Raw genomic sequence first — 21714 nt, forward strand, 5'->3', positions numbered from 1 at the left:
CCTTTTGCGCAAAGCAGCCCTGACCCCGCCGCCATGCCGGTGCGACAGCCCGCCCGATGGTCCGGCACTAAGATCGGCCTCGACCTATAACACCGGCCTGGCCGCGCAAGGCCACGGCGGCCTGCCGATGCCCGGCCCCAGGAGGAGACAACACCCATGTGGGACATCGCACTGCTCATGGCTGCCGCCTTCGTGGCCGGCGCGCTCAATGCCGTTGCCGGAGGCGGCAGCTTCCTCACCCTGCCCGCCCTGGTCTTCACCGGCGTGCCGCCCGTGGCCGCCAACGCCACCGGCACCGTCGCCCTGCTGCCCGGCTACATGGCCGGTGCCTGGGGCTTTCGCCAGGACATGGAGCCGCCGCCCGGCCTGGGCATGCGCGGCGTGATCGTGCTGTCGCTCATCGGCGGCTCGCTGGGCGCGGCCCTGCTGCTGGTCACGCCAGACCACCTGTTCCGCAAGGTCGTCCCCTGGCTGCTGCTGGCCGCCACCGCCATGTTCGCCTTCGCGCCCCAGCTCAGGCGCATGGCGTCGCGCGGCAGCGCCGAGCATGCCGCCCATGCATCGCCCTTGAAGGCCGGCGCCGGCATGCTGGCCGTGGCCATCTACGGCGGCTACTTCAACGGCGGCCTGGGCATCCTGCTGCTGGCCCTGTTCGGCCTGCTGGGCCAGACCAGGCTGCATGCCATGAACGGCATGAAGAACCTGGTCTCCGCCCTGCTCACGGCCATTGCCGTCGCCATCTATGCGGCCGGCGGCGTCGTGCAGTGGGAGCAGGCCCTGGTCATGATGATTGCCGCCACCGCAGGCGGCTACGGCGGCGCCCGCCTGGCGCGCCGCATCCCGCCCGAATGGCTGCGCGCAGGCATCGTGCTGACGGGGCTGGTGATGGCGGGGGTGTTTTTCTGGCGGCAGTGAGGCCAGAAAGCTACTTCTTCGGCGCCGCACTCTGCGCTGACTTCGATACGCGCTTGCCTGTGGATTTTTCCGGCGTCGCCGCATCCGTGTCTGGCTGAGGGCCGCGCTGTGGCAGGGCCAGGGCTTGCGCAAGCGATTGCAACCGCTCTTCGATACGCTTCACGGTTTCCAGCGTTTCGTCACCGACGCGTGTATCCAGATTCATTTGCGAACTACCGCTGTCCATGCCCGAAACGCGCGGCGCCGCAAAGGTCTGCTGTAGCCGAGACACGACCTCGGCAGTCATTGAGCGCCGGTTCTCTTCAGAAGCGGCATCCAGCAGATCCTTCAACTCCTGAGGGATACGCATGTAGATGGTTGGGTCGTCGCGTGCCATCCGCGCACTTTGCCATGGAACACGCTTGCCATTTTCTATGCACAATGCATAGAATATTGAGTGCATAGATCGTGCATAGAAAGCCCGAGTCATTGAAGCGACGACAAAGGAATCGATATGACTGCGTCACGGCACTCAACGAACAAGCCCTGCACGATGGACACCGCTGCCTGGCCCACCATGCAGCAAATGATCGCCCTGTCCATTGCCCGCGCAGAGATGGGGCTGGTTGCCCTGATCGAAACACGCTGCGCCGACATGGATTGGCATGACGCGGATGTAGAGGTGGACCTGGCCGCAGACCTGGCGCTGAATCACATCCGGCAAATTCGGCACAAGGTATTCGAGGACGCCAGCGAATTCGACAACGAGTGGTACCTCGCCCGCGCAGCCATCGCCCTGGCCGCCAAGTCCTTCCGCCGGCCACAGAGCCTCTACGCTCGGCACCTGAAACTGCTCTTGCAACTGTTTGATGAAGCACCGTCCTTTGTGGAGCACGCGGAGCATGGCCCGGAGGGCTGAATGCAGGCAGGCCTGTGCCGCATCCAGGGCAGTCGGCTTTCATGTGTCGAATGACTGGGCGGAAGTGGATGAAAAAAAGCGCCTTGCTTTCACAAGGCGCTTTCGCATTTCAATAGCCGAAGAGTGTCACTGCATCTGCTTCAGATTCCCGATGCGCACCAGCATTTCCGTGAACATCTGCATGTCGGCGCGCAGGTCGGGCAGCTCCTTGTATTCGAGCGCGTTGTGCGCCGTGTACTTCTTGCCGGGCATGGCAGGGCCGAAGTTGATGGCGTTGGGCATGAGCTTGGCCGTGGTGCTGCCGGCCGTGGGCACGGGCTTGGCGTCCAGGCCCGTGGTGTCGCCGAAGATGTTGAGCAGGGTGGACAGCCAGGCGCCCTTGGGGTCGCGCGCCATCCAGTTGCCCTGGGTGTATTGCAGGGTCAGGGGGACCTTGGCGGCCGCGCTCCAGCGGGTGATGCGTTGCTCGACTTCGGTGCGCAGTTGCTCGGGCGTCTTGCCGCGCGGCATGCGCACGTTGGTGGTGACTTCCAGCTTGCCGTCTGCCGCCTTGATGAGGTTGGGCGACAGGGTCAGCGGGCCCATGAAGTCGTCGGCATAGGCAACGCCCAGCTGCTTGCCGAAGTAGTCGAGGCCGAAGGCGCCGTTGATGTAGCGCAGGGCGTTGCTGTAGGCATTGGGCTGGACCAGGGCCACGCCATCGGTGGGCATGAGCACCTGCTGCAGGAACAGCGTCAGGCGCGGCACGGGGTTGACGCCTTCCTCGGGGCGCGAGCCGTGGGCCGAGGTGCCCGTGACCTTGACGGTGGCCGTCGCGCCGCTGTGCTGTATGTCGATGGTGAACGGTCCGCCCTGCCCGGCATAACTGGTGGTGAAGTCACCCTTGGCCGCCTGCAGGCGCGCGGCGATGGCGGCAATGGCGGCTTCGTCGCTGGCCGTGATGGTGGCGGTGGCGGTCTGCGCAATGGCGTTGGCCGAGGCGGCGCCGGCCATGGCGGTGATGGCGGGCTGGGCGGGGTCGGCCTTCACGTCGTCGAACACGGCCTTGAGCGCGCCCGAGCCTTTTTCCGCGACGACGGCCGGGTACTTGCTGTCCAGCACGATGTTGTAGGCGGGCAGCGTGGTCTTGCCCTGGTAGTACTTCATGGCGTCGCCGCCGGTTTCCTCGGTGGTCTCGATCATGAGGCGTATGCCGCGCGACAGGGGCAGGCCGCTGTCCTTGACGGCCTTCATGGCGAACAGCACGGTGGCGATGGAGCCCTTGTCGTCGATGGTGCCGCGCCCGTAGATCCGATCAGGCATGGGTGGGACAAGCACCGGGGGATGGCTCATCAGGGTGAGCCCGCTGTTGCCGGGCACAAAGGTAACCTCGAATGGGTTGATTTGCTTGCCGTCCAGCACCCATTCGGCGGCCACGGCAGGTACGACGTCGGCATGGGTGAGGATGCCGAATTCATCGGTGCCCGCGTTCACTGCGTTCGCAGGCAGGGTGACCTCGAAGATGCGGTTGTCCACGTTGCGGTACTGCAGGCCGAAATCCCTGGCCATCTGCTGCACCAGTTCGCCGAAAGCCAGGATGGCCGGGCTTTCGTGCGGCGGCACCTTGGCATCGCGCACCGTGGGCAGGGCGACCATGCGCTCGATGCTGGCCAGCACGGCCTGCTCCTGCGTGAGACGTGTGTACAGGCCCAGCAGGCGGGCGATGTGGTTGAGTTCATCCCCCGTGAGCGCGGCGCCTGCGGCATGGCGCTGCACGGCCTGGGCGATGGCAGGCTGCGCGGCCGCAGCCTGCTTCAGGAAGCTGGCGAAGTCGGTGGGTGCCGGCTGCGCCTGGGCCAGGGCGTCCAGCGCGGGCTTCTTGAGGGTGTCGGCGCCGGCCGCGCCGCTCCACGCCAGGGCCATGCTCATGGCAAGGGCCAGGGTGGAGGCTTTGAACGGATGGTTCTTCATGGTCGTCGGTCTGTCGATGAATGCTGAGGCCGCAAGAATACGGGCTTTGCAGGGCTTTTCCGGCCAAGACGTGCTCGCAGATCGCGCCAGAATCCGCCCCAGAACAGCAGGTCTGCGGCAGGCTATGCCGCGGTGGCCGGAGCTATCGACAGCGGGATGGTCACGGGCCCGTCGTTGAGCAGGTGCACCTGCATGTCGGCCCCGAAGCGGCCCGTGGCGACTTCCGGGTGCAGGGCGCGCGCCCGCTGCACGATGTAGTCGTACAGGCGCTCGCCCTCGGCCGGCGGCGCCGCGCGCGTGAAGCTGGGGCGGTTGCCGCCGCCGGTGTCGGCCGCCAGCGTGAACTGGCTGACGATGAGCAGGCCCCCGCAGGCGCCCTGCCCGTCCAGGTCCTGCACGCTGCGGTTCATCTTGCCCGCGTCGTCGGCAAAGATGCGCAGCTTGAGCATCTTGGTCAGCAGCTTGTCGGCTTCGGCCTCGGTGTCGCCGCGCTCTGCGCAGACCAGGGCCAGCAGGCCGGGGCCTATGCTGCCTGCGACCTGGCCATCGATTTCCACGCGCGCCTGTTTCACGCGCTGCAGGATGCTGATCATTGTTCGGGGTTCTTGTCGGTGGATGGGGAAGGAGTGTCCGCCTGGCCTGCCGCCTCGATGGCGGCTTCCATGGCGGTCTGCATGCCCAGGGGCAGCAGCTCGATGCGCGCATACAGGCCGGGCACGGCCTGCAGCAGTTCGGCCTCTATTTCGGTGCGCAGCCGGGCGGCGCGGGCCACGCTCCAGTCGCCGGGCACATGCATGTGCAGGTCGGCAAAGCTGCGCTCGCCGGCGCGCCGGCTGGAGATGTTGTCGAAGACCACACCCTGCTCGCGGTGCGCGTGGCGGTCCAGCACGATGTCGATGCGCAGGCGCTCGGGCGCGTCCAGCGCCTGGTCCATCAGGCCCTGGGAAGATTGCCAGACCAGTTGCGCGCCCTGCACGCAGATGTTGATCGCAACCCCTATGGCCACGGCCGCGTCCAGCCACAGCCAGCCTGTGAGCGATGCGCCGATCAGGCCGATGACGACGCCGGCCGAGGTCCAGACATCGGTGAGCAGGTGGCGGGCATCCCCCTCCAGCGCCATGGAGCGGTGCTGGCGCGCCGATCGCAGCATGGCCACGGCCAGCAGGCCGTTGAGGGCGGAGCTGACCACGGACAGCGCCAGGCCCCAGCCCAGTTGCTCCAGCGGCTGCGGGTTCCACAGCCGCGCCAGCGCCGCCCAGGCGATGGCCAGGCTGGCGCCGATGACCAGGATGCCCTCGAAGCCCGCAGAGAAGTACTCGGCCTTGTGGTGGCCATAGGGATGATCGGTGTCGGCCGGCCGCTTGGCGATGGTGACCATGGTCAGCGCGAACACGGCACCGGCCAGGTTGACGAAGGATTCGAGCGCGTCCGACAGCAGGCCCACCGAGCCCGTGAGCCACCAGGCCAGGGTCTTGAGCACGATGGTCAGCAGCGCCACAACGACCGAGATGCGCAGCAGGCTGTGCGGCGCCATCCAGTCGGGTGCGTTGGCGGTAGATGGAGTGGACTCGGCCATGCTGCGCTGCGATAGGTGGGGGTGCTGCGGATTAGACCACTGCCTGCGCGGGCCGCATGCCAGAATCCGCGCCATGAATGGATGGCAGCGATCAGCGGGGTGGGTGCTGGCCTGGGCCGTGGCCGCAGGCTGCGGCGCGGCCTGGCTGGCGCATGGGCGCCTGCAGTCGCTGCGCGAGGTCTTCGATACCGATGCCCGCATTGCCCACCGGCTGCTGAGCCAGCGCATGGTGCAGCACGATGCCATCCTGGGCACGCTGGCGCTGCTGCAGCCGCGCCAGCCCGCGACCGACCAGGCCTCGTGGAAGCAGTTGCCGCGCCTGTATCCGCAGGTGCTGGATGTGGCGCGCCGCTCGGCCGCCGCAGGCGAGTCCTGGCCCGCGCCCTGGCCGCACGGCATGGCCGAGGCCGAGCGCCGCTCCCAGGCCAGCGGCCATGCCGAACTGGCCCTGGCCGATCTGGCCCGGGGCCGCCTGTACCTGGTGCAGGCCGGGCTGCCGGCCAGCTATGCATTGCTGCTGGACCTGCGCTCCACCATTCCTGCCGACGAATGGCCCATGCCACCGGCCACCAGCCCGGTGCGCGCCTGGCTGGCCCTGGGCGGGCAGGAATTCCTGATCCAGCCCGGCAGCACCGGCTCGCCAGGCTGGAACACATGGTCCTGGGAGGTGAGCAAGACCCTGGCCTCGCCCAGCCAGCCGCTGGTGCTGTACCTGCGCCAGCCGCTGGACGCCTCGGTGCTGCCCTGGACGGCCATGCTGGGCTGGGCCCTGGGCTGCGCGCTGGCCGTGGCCGCGCTGCGCGCCCTGCTGCGCCAGCGCGTGGCCCGCCGCCGCGCCGAGCAGTTGCTGCAGCTGGGCCAGGTGGCACGGCTCAATACGCTGGGCGAACTGGCCGCAGGCATGGCGCATGAGCTGAACCAGCCGCTGACGGCCGTGCTGTCCAACAGCCAGGCCGCGCGCCGCCTGCTGGCCGAGGACCCGCCCGAGATGGACGCCGCCCGCCAGGCCATGACGCAGGCGGCCGAGCAGGCCAAGCGTGCGTCCGCCGTGGTAGGCCGGCTGCGCCGCCTGGTGGAGCAACCGGGGCTTGCGCCCCAGGCCGAGCCGCTGGATCTGAACCAGGCCGTTGCCGAAGCGCTTTATCTGCTGGAGCCCGAGCTGCGGCGCCGCCAGGTCCAGGTCAAGGTGCAGATGAAAGTGCAGGCCGCCGATCTGCCCGCCGCCCAGGCCGACCCCGTGGCCGTGCAGCAGATACTGCACAACCTGCTGGTCAATGCATTGCAGGCCATGGACGAGCAGCCGCCCGCAGCCCGCCATCTGCGGGTGGAGCTGGAACGACGCGACACCCGCCTGCTGGTGGCGGTGCAGGACAGCGGACCCGGCGTGGCGCCCGAGATGCGCCAGCGCCTGTTCACCCCGTTTGCCACGGGCCGCGCCCAGGGGCTGGGCCTGGGCCTGACGTTGAGCCAGAGCCTGGCCGAATCCATGGGCGGCAGCCTGGAGCTGGCCGCCTCGGGACCGGGCAGCGGAGCCCGCTTCGAACTGCTGCTGCCTGCAGCGTGCGCCAGTGCATGCGCCAATGCATCCACGGCACGCGCCGCCCCCACCGCATCCACACCACCACCTCCGAACCCATGACCGCCGCGCCTGCCCAAGACCTGTCCCCGCTGATCCATCTGGTCGATGACGACGAGGCCGTGCGCGACAGCCTGGCCCTGCTGATCGGCACCGTGGGCCTGCGCGTGCAGTGCTGGGCCGATCCGCTGGCCTTTCTCGAAGGGCTGGACCGCCAGGGCATAGGCGCCATCGTGATGGACGTGCGCATGCCCGGCATCGGCGGACTGGCCCTGCTGGGCCGGCTGGTGGAGCAGGGCGTGGACCAGCCGGTGATCATGCTCACCGGCCATGGCACGGTGGACATGTGCCGGCGCGCCTTCAAGGCCGGCGCGGCCGAGTTCCTGGAAAAGCCCGTGGACGACGAAGTGCTGATCGACGCGCTGCAAGGCGCCGTGCGCCAGCATGTGCAGTCGCGCGAACGCCAGCAGGCCGACCGCGATGCGCAGCAGCGCTTCGCCCAGCTCTCGGCACGCGAGCGCGAGGTGCTGGCGCTGATCGTGCAGGGCCTGACCAACAAGGAGATAGGCCGCAGCCTGGAGCTGTCGCCGCGCACGGTGGAAACGCACCGGGCCAACCTCTTCGCCAAGCTGGAGGCGCCCAGCCTGGCCCAGCTCATACGCCGCTACGCCAGCCTGGCGGACACGGCGGCAGGCGCCTGAGGCGCCACCTCCTCGCCCAGCAGCACGCCCGTCTTCTCCGTATTTCTACGCAGCGCCGCGCGTAACCGTCCGAATGGTGCGCGGCGGCGGCATTTTCTACAGTGCATGCATGCCGTCCGGGCTTGTGGCCCGGGCCGTACTGCCCCCCAAGGAGAAGACCATGCAACGCCACGCCACCAAGCTCGCCACCCTCGCTGCCCTGACCCTGGGCCTGATCACCACCGCCGCCCAGGCCGAGGCCGTGCGCACGGAAAAGAACATGTCGCTGGAGCTGGCCAACCAGATCGCCGCACGCAGCGTGGCCGCCTGCGCCGCCGACGGCTATGCCGTCACCGCTACCGTGGTGGACCGTGCCGGCACCGTGCGCGCCGTGCAGCGCGCCGACAATGCCGGCCCCCACACGCTGGAGGCCAGCCGCCTGAAGGCCTATACGGCCGCATCGGCCAAGAACAGCACGCTGGCCATCATGGAAGGCGCGCAGAAGAACCCCGGCGCCGCCAACCTGGTGAACATTCCCGGCTACCTGCTGCTGGGCGGCGGCCTGCCGGTGAAGGCGGGCAACGAGGTGATCGGCGCCGTGGGCATCGGCGGCGCGCCCGGCGGCCATCTGGACGACAAGTGCGCCCAGGCTGCACTGGGCCAGGTGCAGGACCTGCTCAAGTAAAGAAGCCGCGCCGCACGTGATGCGGCGCTGCAAAAAAAAGACAGGCCGCCACGGCCGCCCCGGAGGCTCGACAGCCGCACGCGCTCCCACGCGTCAGCGGCCGCTCACCCTCGCACAAGAGCGCTATCAAAATCTCGGCGATTCCGCTATAAATCCCCAGCGAGGGGGACGCATGCCAGAGAACATCGATGCGCAAGACACGGGGCCCGACGATGCGCTGTTGCGGCTGATAGCAGATACGGCTCCGGCCATGCTGGCCTACTTCGATGCGCGCACGCTGCGCTGCCGCTTCGCCAACATCAACTACGCACGCAATTTCGGATTGACGCCCGCCGAGGCAGTCGGCAAGACCGTGCGCGAGATCGTGGGCGAAGCCGTGTGGCAGCTCATCGCGCCGCAGGTGGAGCGCGGCCTGCGCGGCGAGCATGTGCGCTACGAGCGCGAAGTGCCCCAGCCGGATGGACCGCCTCGCCATATCGAATCGCTGCTGATGCCGCACTTCGAGCACGGGCAGCTGCAGGGCGCCGTAGTGCAGATCACCGACGTGAGCCACCACCACCATGTGGCGCAGAAGGTGCGCGACAGCGAAGAGCGCATGCGCAAGTTCACCGAGGTCACGACCGAGGCCATCGTCATGCACCGCGATGGCCTGATCATCGACGGCAACGAGGCCCTGTCCCGCCTGGCCGGCTACACGCTGGACGAGCTGACCGGCCGCCCCATCCTCGACTACATCTGCCCCGAATTCCGCCTCTACGCACTGCAGTACATGCGCAGCGGCCGCGAGGACCGCTTCGACGGCGCCATCCAGCACAAGGACGGCCACCGCATCCCCGTGGAGATCGAGGCCAAGACCATGCCGGCCGAGGGCGGGCCCTACCGCATCGTGCTGGTGCGCGACATCACGCTGCGCCAGCTGGCGCAGGAGCGCATGGACTTCCTGGCCCAGCACGACCAGCTCACCCAGCTGCCCAACCGCGTGCGCCTGATCCAGATGCTGCGCCAGGCGCTGTCGCTGGCTTCGGTCAAGCGGCGCGCCCTGGCCGTGCTCATCATCGACCTGGACCACTTCAAGACCATCAACGACTCGCTGGGCCACCAGGCCGGCGACCTGCTGCTGTGCGAGGTCGCCCAGCGCCTGCGCGGCAGCGTGCGCGCCCACGACCTGGTGGCGCGCGTGGGCGGCGACGAGTTCGTGGTCGTGCTCACCGACGACCCCGATCCGCAGGAAACCGAGACACAGGCCAGCCACCTGCAGCGCATCATCGAGGCGCCCTGCGCCATCGATGGCACGCCGCTGGTGATCTCGCCTTGCATGGGCATCGCCATGTACCCCGGCGACGGGAAAAACGCCGAAGAGCTGCTCAACCGCGCCGAAAGCGCCATGCACATGGCCAAGGACAGCGGCCGGCGCAACCTGCAGTTCTATGCACCCGCCCAGGACGGCCAGGCCACCCAGGCCCAGATGCTGATGCAGGAGCAGCAGCTGCGCGGCGCCCTGGAGCGCGGCGAGTTCGAGCTGTACTACCAGCCCCAGACCTTCACGGCCGATGGCCGGCTGGCGGGCTTCGAGGCCCTGGTGCGCTGGCGCCACCCGCAGCGCGGCCTGGTGCTGCCCGGCGAGTTCATCGGCTTTGCCGAGGCGCGCGGCCTGATCTCGGCCATAGACCACTGGGTGCTGCGCGAGGCCTGCCGCCAGGCGCGCCAGTGGCAGGACGAGGGCCTGGCGCCGGTGCCGCTGTCCGTGAACCTCTCGGCGTTGGAATTCCGCCAGCGCGACATGGCGCGCGAGGTGGCACAGGTGCTGGAAGAAACGGGGCTGGAGGCGCGCTGGCTGCACATCGAGCTGACCGAGTCCACGCTGATGCACACCAGCGGGCAGGTGCAGGACACCTTGCAGGCGCTGCAGGCCCTGGGCGTGGGCCTGGCCATCGACGACTTCGGCACCGGCTACTCCTCGCTGGCCTACCTGCGCCGCCACCCGATCAACCAGCTCAAGATAGACCGCTCCTTCATCGCCGACGTCCCCGATAGCGAGGACGACACGGCCATCGTCACCGCCATCGTGCAGATGGGCCACAGCCTGCACCTGGACATCGTGGCGGAAGGCGTGGAAACACCTGCCCAATTGGCGCTTTTGCGCGAGCTGGGCTGCGGCATGATGCAGGGATACCTTGTGGCGCCACCCCTGCCGGCCGAGAGGGCGCGCGCCTGGCAATTGCACAACAGTCATCCAGTCCAACGACAATAGCCCATGGTTTTGCTTCACAACCCCTCGCAGGCCTCCAGGGCCGCAGCCACCTTGCACACCGACCCCCAGCGGGCCCTGGAGCACGTACAGCAGATCTACCGGGAGCAGATAGAGCACCTTCGCTCGAACATGCAGCGCTTCGTCTCCGGCGAAACCCCGGCCGCTCCCGTCCACGCCTACTACCCCTTCGTTCGCATGCACACGAGCACCGTGGCGCGAGCCGACACGCAGCTGGCCTACGGCTTCGTCGAGGGCCCGGGCACGCACGAGGCCACGCTCACGCGGCCCGACCTGTTCTCGCGCTACTACGCCGAGCAGTTCCGCCTGCTGATCAAGAGCCACGGCGTGCCGCTGGAGGTGGGCCTGAGCGATAAGCCCATTCCCATCCACTTCTCGTTCGCCGAGAACGACCACATCGAGGGAACGCTCACGCGCGAGCGGCGCCAGCTGATGCGCGATGTGTTCGACCTGCCCGACCTCGAAGCCATGGACGACGGCATTGCCAACGGCACCTGGCGCCCGCATCCCGGCGAGGCCCTGCCGCTGTCCCTGTTCACCGCCCCGCGCGTGGACTACTCGCTGCACCGCCTGCGCCACTACACGGGCACCCAGCCCGAGTGGTTCCAGAACTTCGTGCTGTTCACCAACTACCAGTTCTACATCGACGAATTCATCCGCCTGGGCCACGCCGAGATGGCCCGGGAGGACAGCGAGTACGTGGCCTTCATCGAGCCCGGCAACGTGGTCACGCGCCGCACCGGCCTGCCGGCCCAGCCCAATGACGAGCTGGGCACGCCGCCGCCGCGCCTGCCGCAGATGCCGGCCTACCACCTGGTGCGCGCCGACCACAGCGGCATCACCATGGTCAACATCGGCGTGGGCCCGGCCAATGCCAAGACCATCACCGACCACATTGCCGTGCTGCGCCCGCACGCCTGGATGATGCTGGGCCACTGCGCGGGCCTGCGCAACAGCCAGCAGCTGGGCGACTACGTGCTGGCCCACGCCTATGTGCGCGAGGACCATGTGCTGGACGAAGAGCTGCCGCTGTGGGTGCCCATTCCCGCGCTGGCCGAAATCCAGCTGGCACTGCAGCAGGCCGTGGCCGACGTCACGCAGATGGACGGGCCCGACCTCAAGCGCATCATGCGCACCGGCACCGTGGCCAGCACCGACAACCGCAATTGGGAGCTGCTGCCCAACAACCTGCCCCAGCTGCGCTTCAGCCAGAGCCGCGCCGTGGCGCTGGACATGGAAAGCGCCACCATCGCGGCCAACGGCTTCCGCTTCCGCGTGCCCTATGGAACGCTGCTGTGCGTGTCCGACAAGCCGCTGCACGGCGAGATCAAGCTGCCCGGCATGGCCAACCACTTCTACCGCGAGCGCGTGGACCAGCATCTGCGCATCGGCATGCGCGCCATCGACATCCTGCGCGAAGGCGGCACCCAGCGCCTGCACAGCCGCAAGCTGCGCAGCTTCGCGGAGGTGGCGTTCCAGTAGCGCCCCGCCACCGGCCACCGCTTCTCACGGGCCACGCTTCGCACCGCCATCCAGGGACGCACATGCCATCCACGCTGCCTACCCTGGACTTTTTCTCCATGACCGCCGTCGTGGCCATCAACATGATGGCCATGTCGGCCGCCCTGCCACTGGCCATGGGGCGTCGCGTCAGCGGTGCGGCGCGCCATGCGCAGCACTTCTTCCTGATGCAGGCCCTGGCCTGGACCCTCATCCTGATCGCCAGCCGCCTGCCCCACGGCCTGATGGGACGTGACCTGCTGTCGCTGGGCGCGGCGGCGTTGGCCGCCACCGCCCAGTGGCAGATGGCGCGCGCCCTGCGTGAATGGCTGGGGCCGCGCCCGATGCTGCTGGAGCGCGGCCTGATCGCGCTGTGCGTGCTGGGGCCGCTGGGCTTTGCGCTGCTGCTGCCCCAGGCGGCCCTGCGCACCGGATGGTTCAGCGCCGTCCATGGCCTGTGCCTGATGGCGCTGGCCGGCCTGTGCCTGGACCCACAGCGGCCCGTGGCGCGCAGCTGGCGCTACCTGATGTGCGGCGTGGCCGCCTTCATGGGGCTGATGCTGTTCGTGCGCAGCTACCTGGCCCTGGCCACGCCCTTCCTGCCCAGCTTCACCGCGGACAGCGGCGCCAACCAGATCTTCGCCCTGCTGACCACGCTGAGCAGCACGCTGCTCATGGTGGCCGTGCTCGTGGCCTGGCGCGACGAGACCAGCCAGCAACTGCGCGACCTGGCCTTGCAGGACATGCTCACCGGGCTGCCCAACCGCCGCGCCCTGCTGGAGCGCGCACCCGCCATGCTGGCCCATGCCCAGCGCCACCGCCAGGCCCTGGCCCTGGTGATGCTGGACCTGGACCACTTCAAGCATGTCAACGACGAGCACGGCCACGCCGTGGGCGACCAGACGCTGTGCCTGTTCGCCCGCCTGCTGCAGCAGCAGCTGCGCAGCGACGAAATCGCTGCGCGCTGGGGCGGCGAGGAGTTCTGCCTGCTGCTCTACACCACGGACGACGGCGTGGACACCCTGTGCACCCGCCTGCAGTCCGCGCTGCTGCAGGCCTCGCGCAAGGTGCTGGGCTTCGAAGTGCGCTTCAGCGCCGGCTGCGCCCACGCACCCCAGGCCTGGAACGGCCTGTGCCTGGAACTGATGCTGGCCCCCGCAGACGCCGCCCTCTACGCCGCCAAGCGCCGCGGGCGCGACTGCTGGACGCAGGTGCGGCTGAGTCCGGTGGCCGCGTCCGAGGAGCAGGGGCCGCAGCCGTCGGCCTCCATCCCGGAGCAGGCCATGGCGCACGGGCGCACGCCAGGCACCTAGAGGGATCCCCCGCGGATCATGTCCACCGCCTTCTCCGCGATCATCACCGTGGGCGCATTGGTGTTGCCGCTGACGATGCGCGGCATGACCGAGGCATCGACCACGCGCAGGCCCTTGATGCCGTAGACACGCAGCTGCGCATCGACCACGTCCATGGGCCCCGGCCCCATGCGGCAGCTGCCCACGGGGTGGTAGATGGTGTCGGCATGGCTGCGAATGAAGGCCTCGATGCCTGCATCGTCCTGCGCGCCGGCCGAGGCCGGCATCTCGCGCCCGCCCAGGGCCGCCAGCGCAGGCTGGGCCAGGATCTCGTGGGCGCGGCGCACGCCGTTCACCATGCGCCGCAGGTCCTGCGCGTCGGAGAAAAAGGCCGGATCCACCAGCGGCAGGGCCAGCGGGTCGGCACTGGCCAGGCGCAGGCTGCCCCGGCTGGCCGGCTGCAGCACGCAGACATGCAGCGAATAGCCATGGCCCCAGACCGTCTTGCGCCCGTGGTCCACCAGCTTGGCGACGACGAAGTGCAGTTGCAGATCGGGCGCAGGCTCGCCAGGGCTGCTGCGGATGAAGCCGCCCGCCTCGGCAAAGTTGGTGGTCAGCATGCCGCGCCGCTGGCTGCGCCATTGGCCCACGGCGGCCAGCAATCTGCGCGCACCGCCCAGTGACAGGCCGAAGCTGTCGGTCAGCTGCGCGCCATCGACCACCAGCACCACATCCGGGTGGTCATGCAGATGGGCGCCCACGCCGGGCAGATGGTGGACCACATCGATTCCCAGCGAACGCAGGTGATCGCCCGGCCCCACGCCAGACAGCATCAGCAGCTGCGGCGACAGCAGTGCGCCGCCGCAAAGCAGTACCTCGCGCCGGCAGTGCATTTGCTGCACCGTACCGCCCTGCAGGTACTCCACGCCCACGGCGCGCCGGCCCTCGAACAGAATGCGCAGCACCTGGGCACCCGTTTCCACGCGCAGATTGGGCCTGGCACGGTGCGGCGCCAGATAGGCCTTGGCGACGTGGTGGCGCTCGCCGTTGCGCTGGGTGACCTGGTACAGGCCCACACCCTCCTGCGCCTGGCCGTTGAAATCCGCGTTGTGCGCATGGCCGGCCTGCACGCCAGCCTGCACGAAGGCCCGGGACAGCGGGTTGGGATCGCGCAGGTCGGCCACGTTCAGCGGCCCGTCCGCGCCATGCCAGGCATCGGCGCCGCGTTCATTGTGTTCGGCGCGCAGGAAATAGGGCAGCACCTCGCTCCAGCTCCAGCCCGGGTTGCCCTGGGCCGCCCAGTGGTCGTAGTCGGTCGGCTGGCCGCGCACATAGACCATGGCGTTGACCGCGCTGGAGCCGCCCAGCACCTTGCCGCGCGGCTGGTGGCCACGCCGCCCGTCCAGGCCCGGTTGCGGCACGGTGGACAGGCCCCAGCTGTGCCGCCCGCCCTTGGCCATGGCGGCCATGCCCGCCGGACAGTGGATGAGCACGCTGGAGTCGGGGGGCCCGGCCTCCAGCAGCGCCACCTGCGTCTCGGCATCCTCGCTGAGCCGCCCGGCCAGCACCGAGCCCGCCGATCCCCCTCCGATCACGATGAAATCCAGCATGTCTCCCCTCCCCTGCGGTGTAGCCATCCACTGTTGCAGTCGCCTGCGCGGCGCCGCAAGCCGGGGCAAACCCGGTGGATGCTCCGAATCCCGCTACGATCGCCGGATCGCATTCACGTTCGCATTCACTTTGTTCGTTTGAGGAGACTGACAGTCATGGCAATTCAAACCGTAGGCATCATCGGCGCAGGCACCATGGGCAACGGCATCGCGCAGGCCTGCGCGGTATCGGGCATCGACGTGGTCATGGTGGACATCTCTGAGGCCGCCGTCCAGAAGGGCGTGGCCACCGTCTCGGGCAGCCTGGACCGCCTGATCAAGAAGGAAAAGCTGACCGAGGCAGAGAAGACCGCCGCCCTGGCCCGCATCAAGACATCGACCGACTACGCGGCGCTGAAGGGCGCGCAACTGGTCATCGAGGCCGCCACCGAGAACTACGAGCTCAAGGTCAAGATCCTCAAGCAGCTGGACGCGCTGCTGGATGCCGACGTCATCGTCGCCACCAACACCTCGTCCATCTCCATCACCCAGCTGGCCGCCGTGACGGGCCGTGCCGACAAGTTCATCGGCATGCACTTCTTCAACCCCGTGCCCATGATGGCGCTGGTGGAGATCATCGTCGGCCTGCAGACCAGCGACGAGACGCACGCCACGGTCAAGGAACTGTCCGAGCGCCTGGGCAAGAGCCCCATCACCGTCAAGAACGCCCCCGGCTTCGTGGTCAACCGCATCCTGGTGCCCATGATCAACGAGGCCTTCTTCGTGCTGGCCGAAGGCCTGGCATCGGCCGAGGACATCGACGCCGGCATGAAGCTGGGCTGCAACCAGCCCATCGGCCCCCTGGCCCTGGCCGACATGATCGGCCTGGACGTGTGCCTGGCCGTGATGGAGGTCTACCTCAAGGAATTCGGCGACAGCAAGTACCGTCCCTGCCCCCTGCTCAAGGAAATGGTGGCCGCCGGCCGCCTGGGCCGCAAGACGGGCCGCGGCGTGTACAGCTACTGATACACGGCCCCCAAGGCCAAGCGAAGGCGAAGGCAGCTCAGGCTGGCCTTCGCCTTTTGTTTTGGTGGCAGCGCGCTACTTGGTTTTGCGCACCAGCGCCAGCATGTCCTCGATGACGATGTGACGTATCGACCTGAGCATTCTCAGGTGGGCACTTCTTGTGGAATGGTCCATTGCAGAGTCGGCAGGCTGGTGGAGCTGGCCAGCCTCGAATTCTGCGATCAACGCATCGGCCTGCGGAGCCAGCATGCCAAGCATCCTGTCGAGCACACGTCCGCTTGTGCTCTGGGTCAAGCCCAAGGCCGTACCTGCGGCCATCAGCTTTCCGTAGGTCACGTCGGCAAAGAAGGCCGCACCCGCAAGCGGAACCGTCAGCCGCTCCTGTGGCCATACCGCATGTTCATCGGCGTAAGCCCGCGTGTGATAGACGGCGGTGCTCAGGAGATCGTAGAACGGCGCCAGCCTGACGCCGCCCCGGTCCACCAGGAACGACAGATTCTTCAGATGACTGTCGCTGTTGCCCACCAGGGTGTTGAACAGCAGCCACTGATAGATGCCCATCCGGGCTTGCGCCTTTTCGCGGCAGCGGTCCATCAACGACGCCAGTGTCTGGATGCTGGCTCCTTGATATTTGAAAGTCCGGGCCAGGTCGAGCAGTTGGCAGGCATCCACCACATGCAGTCGCAGCCACTCTTGGGACGCTTCATCAAACACGCGGTCAAAGCGGTTGATGACATAGGCCGGCTCGGGCGTGTACAGCAGGTGTACCGGCGGCACATCAAGCCCCAGGCGCCCGGCAAGCTTCATGGTGAAGGCCTCGTTGACGGTCGAGTGCGGATAGCCTTCGGCCGTGGAGTCCGGCTTGAGGATATGGCTGGAAGCCGTCCCTTGGAAGGGTTCCTGCAGGCGAGCGGTTTTCTCGTCGTACAGCACCACCATTTTGTGCTGCGCTCCAGCCAGGGACATGCGCTTGGGTGATCCGGCATGCAAGGACGTGCGCGGCAAGTTCCTGAGTCTCAGTGACAGTTCGCCGAACTCCAGCCTCCTTGCGCCGCGCTCGGCTGCACCCGCCCCAGGCGGCAGCAGGACCAGGGATCCGGCCGATTCCGCGCCAAGGGCCTGCAAAAGGCCGAAGGCATCGTGCTCATTCACCTCCAGCTCTTTGCTGATCGCACTGCGCAGTGCTTCCTCGGGCAGCAGGTTGTCGAAGAACCATTGGACGCTGCGGTGCGTAGATCCGTCGATGTGCCTGCGCTTTGCCAAGGAAATGCCGGGCGCCAATGGGAAGGCGCGAGGGTCGCCCATCCACTCCTCCTCATAGGCAAAGCCCCAGACATCCCTGTTTTCGACCAGCTTTCCGGCAAGCCGGCCGTTGATGAATACGTCCAGGATGCGTGCGGTCACGGCCTGTTCTTTTCGAAGGCAGTGCGGAAGAACGCATCGTCCGAGTCACGGGCACCGGGCTCCTCCCTGACTTCAGCGGCTGGCCCTCCGTCCGGCGCGCCCTGGCGCGTTCGGTACTCGTGGGAACCATGGGACTCAGGTGGCAGCCTGGCCTGGCGGCGCTGCAGATAGGCCTGCTCGGTTCCCTCGGGAAGGTCGATGAGCACCTCGATTCCCAGTTCGGACAGCAGTTGCAGCACGCGCCCGAATTGGACCGTGGGCTTGCCGCGCTCCACGTCCCGCACAAAGACATGGCTCACGCCTGCGGCGCCTGCTGCATCGTCCTGGCGCAAGCGTCGCGCCTTGCGAACGGCCCATACCGCGTCACCGAGTGCATCCACAGAGTCGATGGAGATCTTCATGGCTTCAATGAAATCGAAAGCATGGTTTCGATCTTATCGATCGGCAACGGCGCTGGCAATGAATCGAAACGATCTTATCGATTTTCTATCGAGCAGCTTCCCAAACCCCAGAAAACGAAAGCATTGCTTAGATATTCATTCCGTTTTCTACCGTCCTCTGCGCGACTGCACCCATCCCTGGCCTGCACTAAGGTCCATGCGCAGGAGACAACCATGGACATCAACACCCCCACCCCGCCGCCCGAAGGCTGCATCAGCTGCGAAGTGCGCGGCCATGTGCTGCTGATCGGGATCAACCGCCCCGCCAAGCGCAACGGCTGGACGCCACCCATGTTCCAGCAGTTGGCCGAGGCCTATACGCGCCTGGACGACGATCCCGAGTTGCGCGTGGGCGTGCTGCATGCGTTTGGCAGCCATTTCACGGCAGGGCTGGACCTGCCGGTGATGGCGGAGTACCTGCGCTCGGGCAGGAAGGCCATCCCGCAAGGCCTGGTGGAGCCGCACGACTACGGCCTGGTCGGCTACCGGCGCCGCGCCAAGCCCATGGTGGTGGCGGTCAAGGGCATTTGCTTCACCGTGGGCATCGAGCTGATGCTGGGCGCCGACATCGTGGTCGCGGCCGATGACTGCCGCTTTTCCCAGCTGGAAGTGCAGCGCTGCATCATGCCCACGGGCGGCGCCACGCTGCGCATGGCCGAGCGTGCGGGCGTGGGCAATGCCATGCTGCACCTGCTCACGGCCGATGAGTTCGACAGCGCCGAGGCCTATCGCCTGAACTTCGTGCAGAAGGTGGTGCCAGCGGGCCAGGAACTGGCCGAGGCCCTGCGCATTGCCGAGCGCATTGCCGCCCAGGCCCCGCAGGCCGTGGTGGCCACGCGGCTCAATGTGCTCAAGGCCATCGAGCTGGGCCAGGCCGCCGCCGTGGCCGACTTCATTCCAGTGCAGCAGCGCCTGGCCAGCAGCGAGGATGCCGCCGAAGGCGTGCGCTCCTTCATCGAGAAACGCCCCGCGCGCTTCACGGGCCGATAGGCCTTTCTCGCCCTCCCGATCTTCCCCCTCCGATCTGGAGGGATTTCATCAATTAAGTTGTGCACAATTTAATTGACAGCAATAATTCAACCCATGCCACGCAACGCCCTGCCCACCGACACCCCCGAGCTTCTGCGCCTGGACAACCAGGTCTGCTTTGCGCTGTACTCGGCGTCGCTGGCCATGACCAAGCTGTACAAGCCCCTGCTCGACGGCATCGGCCTGACCTATCCGCAGTACCTGGTGATGCTGGTGCTGTGGGAGCGCGACGGCCTGACCGTGTCGGAGATCGGCGAGCAGCTGACCCTGGATTCGGGCACGCTGACGCCGCTGCTCAAGCGGCTCGAAGGCGCGAACCTGCTGGAGCGGGTGCGCGATGCACAGGACGAGCGCCGCGTGCGCATCACGCTCACCCCGCAAGGCCGGGCACTGCGCGATGCGGCTGAAAAGATTCCCGCCTGCGTGCTGCAAAGCACGCAGTGCACGCTGCCCGAGTTGCAGGCGCTGACGCAGCAACTCGGCGCACTGCGCGAGCGGCTGGCGCCGCGCCGCAGCGACTGACAACGGATTGCCGATTTCCTCCACCCGTCCGCACAGCCGGACAACTTTGCAAAAGGAAGACACCATGGCCCAGCTCGAAAAAGTCCTGTACACCGCACGTGCCCACACCACCGGCGGCCGCGACGGCGCCTCGCGCACCGATGACGGACGCCTGGACGTGACCCTTTCCTCGCCAGGCACCAGCGGCACGGGCACCAATCCCGAGCAACTGTTCGCCGCAGGCTACTCGGCCTGCTTCATCGGCGCCATCAAGGCCGTGGCCGGCAAGCAGAAGATCAGCCTGCCGCAGGACCTGTCCATCGACGCCGAAGTGGACCTGGGCACCATCCCCAACGCCTACGGCATCGCTGCCCGCCTGAAGGTCAGCCTGCCCGGCATGGACAAGGCCGCCGCCCAGGCCCTGGTGGACGCAGCCCACCAGGTCTGCCCCTACTCCAACGCCACGCGCGGCAACATCGACGTGCAGATCACCCTGGTCTGATCAGACCCAGCCCGGCCGCTCCCGCCATTGCAGCCTGCGACCCCGGAGGTCGTAGCGTGCATGGCAGGTCAACGGGCCGTGCAAGGCGTCGGCCGCATAGCTGACCAGCGCGATCTCGCCCACGGCGGCCTGCCAGTGCTCCAGCACCGGCAGGCCGCTTATCCATTGCAGCACCTGGGCGCGTGGCCAGGCGGCGTTCCAGGCGCCCAGCGTCACATGGGGCACGTAGGGGCGCAGTGCCTCGGTCAGCGCCAGTTCGGGTCTTGCCGGCCTGAGTGCGCCATGCAGCATGCCCAGCGTGGGCCCGCCCTGGCTGCGGTCGCGCACCTGCAGATACGGCGCCATCTCGAAACTGCCCCAGCCGCCGAATTCAAGTTGCAGCGGTGCGGCCGGCAGGTCCTGCAGCGCGCGCAAGTCGCGCGATAGTTCCGCCGCGCCGTAGGCGTCCGGCAGGGCCGCATCGCCATCCAGAAAGCCGGCCGTGGCCAGGGTCACATGCAGCTGCCGCTCGTACCGAGGAACCAGCGCAGCGGCCAGGGCCTGGCACGCCTGCGCACAGGCGCGGCGCACGGCTTCGCCCTCGCCAGGGCCCAGCGCATGGAGCTCCAGCACCCAGACCGCATAGCGGCGCCGGCCCAGGTGCCAGCCGTTCCAGTCGTCGGATGCGCCTGCCGCACTGGAGCTGGAGCTGGCGCTGGCGCTCGCTATGGCATGGGATTGCAGGAAATGGGACAGCAGCGGCACGGCGGGCGAATCGGCGAAGGCTAGGCAGCCGCACAGCTTAAGCCAGCCCGGCGACAATCGGCCCATGTCCGCCACACCGCACGATCCTGATCTGAATGTCGTCCCCGACGACGACTCGCACGCCTATGCCCGCCTCACGCCCGACGTGGTGCTCGACGCCCTGGCCTCGGTCGGCCTGTGGGGCGACGGCCGGCTCACGGCCCTGGCCTCCTACGAAAACCGCGTCTACCAGGCCGTACTGGAAGACGGCGATCGCGTCGTGCTCAAGTTCTACCGCCCGGGCCGCTGGAGCCGCGATCAGATCCTGGAGGAGCACGCCTTCAGCGCCGAGCTGACGGCCGCCGAAGTGCCCGCCGTGCCCCCGCTGGTGCTGGAAGGCGCCACGCTGCACAGCCACGCGGGCTTTGATTTCTCGGTCAGCCCCTGGCGCGGAGGCCGTCCGCCCGAGCTGGACGACTTCGAGGTGCTGGAGTGGACCGGGCGCTTCCTGGCACGCATCCACACCGTGGGCGCGGCCCGGCCCTTTGCACACCGGCCGGCGCTGGACCTGGCCAGCTTCGGCCACGACTCCATGCAGTGGCTGCTGGACCGGCAAATGATTCCGCTGGAAGTGGAATCCACCTGGAAGGCCGCCTGCCAGCGCGCCCTGGACCTGATGGCACCCGCCGCCGACGGCATGAGCGCAGCCGGCCACTTCGGCCTGCACAGCGCGCGCACGCTGCGCCTGCATGGCGACTGCCATCCCGGCAACGTGCTGTGGACGCCGCTGGACGACGAAGGCCGCGGCGGCCCGCATTTCGTGGACCTGGACGATGCGCGCACCGGCCCGGCCGTGCAGGACCTGTGGATGCTGCTGTCGGGCGACCGGGGCCAGCGCACGCGCCAGCTGGGCGCCCTGCTGGATGGGTACGAACAGTTCCGCCCCTTCGACCGCCGCGAGCTGGCCCTGATCGAGCCGCTGCGCACGCTGCGCCTGATCCACTACAGCGCCTGGCTGGCGCGGCGCCAGGACGACCCGATCTTTGCCATCAACTTCCCCTGGTTCGGCACTCCCGACTACTGGCGCGGGCAGGTGGACATGCTCAACGAGCAGATCGAGGCCATGCAGGAAGAGCCTCTATACGCCTGAGGCCACCGG

At 68.0% G+C, this 21714-nt stretch carries 21 protein-coding genes; 13 read left to right on the forward strand and 8 right to left on the reverse strand.

Annotated features, from left to right (window positions below; genetic code table 11):
* Window positions 1-156 precede the first annotated feature (156 nt).
* Complete coding sequence (locus IB269_RS12615; RefSeq protein ID WP_192367296.1) at window positions 157-915, forward strand: sulfite exporter TauE/SafE family protein; 759 nt, start codon at window positions 157-159, stop codon at window positions 913-915.
* Between the two features lie 10 nt (window positions 916-925).
* Here the strand turns inward: IB269_RS12615 and IB269_RS12620 are convergent, their stop codons facing one another.
* On the reverse strand, window positions 926-1291 hold the full coding sequence (locus IB269_RS12620) for an Arc family DNA-binding protein (protein WP_099734738.1): 366 nt from the start codon (window positions 1289-1291) through the stop codon (window positions 926-928).
* Between the two features lie 156 nt (window positions 1292-1447).
* Between IB269_RS12620 and IB269_RS12625 the strand changes: the two genes are divergently transcribed.
* Window positions 1448-1813 carry a hypothetical protein gene (locus IB269_RS12625; RefSeq protein WP_225614095.1) on the forward strand — a complete coding sequence of 122 codons (366 nt, stop codon included), beginning with the start codon at window positions 1448-1450 and terminating at the stop codon, window positions 1811-1813.
* A 126-nt stretch (window positions 1814-1939) separates the two neighbouring features.
* On the opposite strand, the gene IB269_RS12630 is transcribed toward IB269_RS12625, so the two are convergent.
* From IB269_RS12630 to IB269_RS12640, 3 genes are all read right to left on the reverse strand, one after another.
* Complete coding sequence (locus IB269_RS12630) at window positions 1940-3763, reverse strand: dipeptidase (RefSeq protein ID WP_192367298.1); 1824 nt, start codon at window positions 3761-3763, stop codon at window positions 1940-1942.
* Between the two features lie 122 nt (window positions 3764-3885).
* Window positions 3886-4356, reverse strand: a complete 471-nt coding sequence (gene dtd, locus IB269_RS12635; protein ID WP_192367299.1) for a D-aminoacyl-tRNA deacylase — start codon at window positions 4354-4356, stop codon at window positions 3886-3888.
* Window positions 4353-5339 carry a cation diffusion facilitator family transporter gene (locus IB269_RS12640; protein WP_192367300.1) on the reverse strand — a complete coding sequence of 329 codons (987 nt, stop codon included), beginning with the start codon at window positions 5337-5339 and terminating at the stop codon, window positions 4353-4355. Before IB269_RS12640 ends, dtd begins: the two co-directional genes overlap by 4 nt.
* Window positions 5340-5412: 73 nt before the next feature.
* Between IB269_RS12640 and IB269_RS12645 the strand changes: the two genes are divergently transcribed.
* The 6 genes from IB269_RS12645 to IB269_RS12670 all read left to right on the forward strand — a co-directional run bounded on the left by IB269_RS12645 (window position 5413) and on the right by IB269_RS12670 (window position 13362).
* The gene (locus IB269_RS12645) at window positions 5413-6978 is read left to right on the forward strand and encodes a sensor histidine kinase (protein WP_192367301.1); all 1566 of its coding nucleotides are present in this window, start codon (window positions 5413-5415) and stop codon (window positions 6976-6978) included.
* Entirely contained in the window at window positions 6975-7616 is a 642-nt protein-coding gene (locus IB269_RS12650; RefSeq protein ID WP_013804314.1) for a response regulator transcription factor, read from the forward strand. Before IB269_RS12645 ends, IB269_RS12650 begins: the two co-directional genes overlap by 4 nt.
* A gap of 160 nt (window positions 7617-7776) precedes the next feature.
* Window positions 7777-8280, forward strand: a complete 504-nt coding sequence (locus IB269_RS12655; RefSeq protein WP_192367302.1) for a GlcG/HbpS family heme-binding protein — start codon at window positions 7777-7779, stop codon at window positions 8278-8280.
* Window positions 8281-8452: 172 nt separating this feature from the next.
* Complete coding sequence (locus tag IB269_RS12660; protein ID WP_192367303.1) at window positions 8453-10531, forward strand: putative bifunctional diguanylate cyclase/phosphodiesterase; 2079 nt, start codon at window positions 8453-8455, stop codon at window positions 10529-10531.
* Between the two features lie 3 nt (window positions 10532-10534).
* Window positions 10535-12031 (forward strand): AMP nucleosidase, encoded by a 1497-nt coding sequence (locus tag IB269_RS12665; protein WP_012203132.1) that lies wholly within the window; start codon window positions 10535-10537, stop codon window positions 12029-12031.
* A gap of 98 nt (window positions 12032-12129) precedes the next feature.
* Window positions 12130-13362, forward strand: coding sequence for a GGDEF domain-containing protein (locus IB269_RS12670; RefSeq protein WP_225614096.1), 1233 nt, complete (start codon window positions 12130-12132; stop codon window positions 13360-13362).
* Here the strand turns inward: IB269_RS12670 and IB269_RS12675 are convergent.
* Complete coding sequence (locus tag IB269_RS12675; RefSeq protein WP_192367304.1) at window positions 13359-14951, reverse strand: GMC family oxidoreductase; 1593 nt, start codon at window positions 14949-14951, stop codon at window positions 13359-13361. The genes IB269_RS12670 and IB269_RS12675 overlap by 4 nt on opposite strands.
* Before the next feature lie 156 nt (window positions 14952-15107).
* Between IB269_RS12675 and IB269_RS12680 the strand changes: the two genes are divergently transcribed.
* A complete protein-coding gene (locus IB269_RS12680; RefSeq protein WP_013804319.1) occupies window positions 15108-15956 on the forward strand; it encodes a 3-hydroxybutyryl-CoA dehydrogenase in 849 nt (282 codons plus the stop codon).
* A gap of 75 nt (window positions 15957-16031) precedes the next feature.
* Here the strand turns inward: IB269_RS12680 and IB269_RS12685 are convergent, their stop codons facing one another.
* Together IB269_RS12685 and IB269_RS12690 are read right to left on the reverse strand one after the other, a co-directional pair.
* Window positions 16032-17360: a HipA domain-containing protein gene (locus IB269_RS12685; protein WP_192367305.1), complete on the reverse strand. Its 1329-nt coding sequence runs from the start codon at window positions 17358-17360 to the stop codon at window positions 16032-16034.
* A complete protein-coding gene (locus IB269_RS12690; RefSeq protein ID WP_016446553.1) occupies window positions 17357-17761 on the reverse strand; it encodes a helix-turn-helix domain-containing protein in 405 nt (134 codons plus the stop codon). Before IB269_RS12690 ends, IB269_RS12685 begins: the two co-directional genes overlap by 4 nt.
* A gap of 213 nt (window positions 17762-17974) precedes the next feature.
* Between IB269_RS12690 and IB269_RS12695 the strand changes: the two genes are divergently transcribed.
* From IB269_RS12695 to IB269_RS12705, 3 genes are all read left to right on the forward strand, one after another.
* Entirely contained in the window at window positions 17975-18790 is an 816-nt protein-coding gene (locus IB269_RS12695) for a crotonase/enoyl-CoA hydratase family protein (RefSeq protein ID WP_012203128.1), read from the forward strand.
* 93 nt (window positions 18791-18883) lie between these two features.
* Entirely contained in the window at window positions 18884-19351 is a 468-nt protein-coding gene (locus IB269_RS12700) for a MarR family winged helix-turn-helix transcriptional regulator (RefSeq protein WP_012203127.1), read from the forward strand.
* 64 nt (window positions 19352-19415) lie between these two features.
* Window positions 19416-19832 carry an organic hydroperoxide resistance protein gene (locus tag IB269_RS12705; RefSeq protein ID WP_012203126.1) on the forward strand — a complete coding sequence of 139 codons (417 nt, stop codon included), beginning with the start codon at window positions 19416-19418 and terminating at the stop codon, window positions 19830-19832.
* Here IB269_RS12705 and IB269_RS12710 read toward each other — a convergent pair whose 3' ends face one another.
* Window positions 19833-20642 (reverse strand): 2'-5' RNA ligase family protein, encoded by an 810-nt coding sequence (locus IB269_RS12710; RefSeq protein ID WP_192367306.1) that lies wholly within the window; start codon window positions 20640-20642, stop codon window positions 19833-19835.
* Between IB269_RS12710 and IB269_RS12715 the strand changes: the two genes are divergently transcribed.
* Window positions 20641-21705: a serine/threonine protein kinase gene (locus tag IB269_RS12715; protein WP_099753011.1), complete on the forward strand. Its 1065-nt coding sequence runs from the start codon at window positions 20641-20643 to the stop codon at window positions 21703-21705. The genes IB269_RS12710 and IB269_RS12715 overlap by 2 nt on opposite strands.
* Window positions 21706-21714: the final 9 nt, after the last annotated feature.

This window comes from Delftia sp. DLF01, assembly GCF_014852125.1.
Classification (GTDB): Bacteria; Pseudomonadota; Gammaproteobacteria; order Burkholderiales; family Burkholderiaceae_C; genus Comamonas; species Comamonas acidovorans.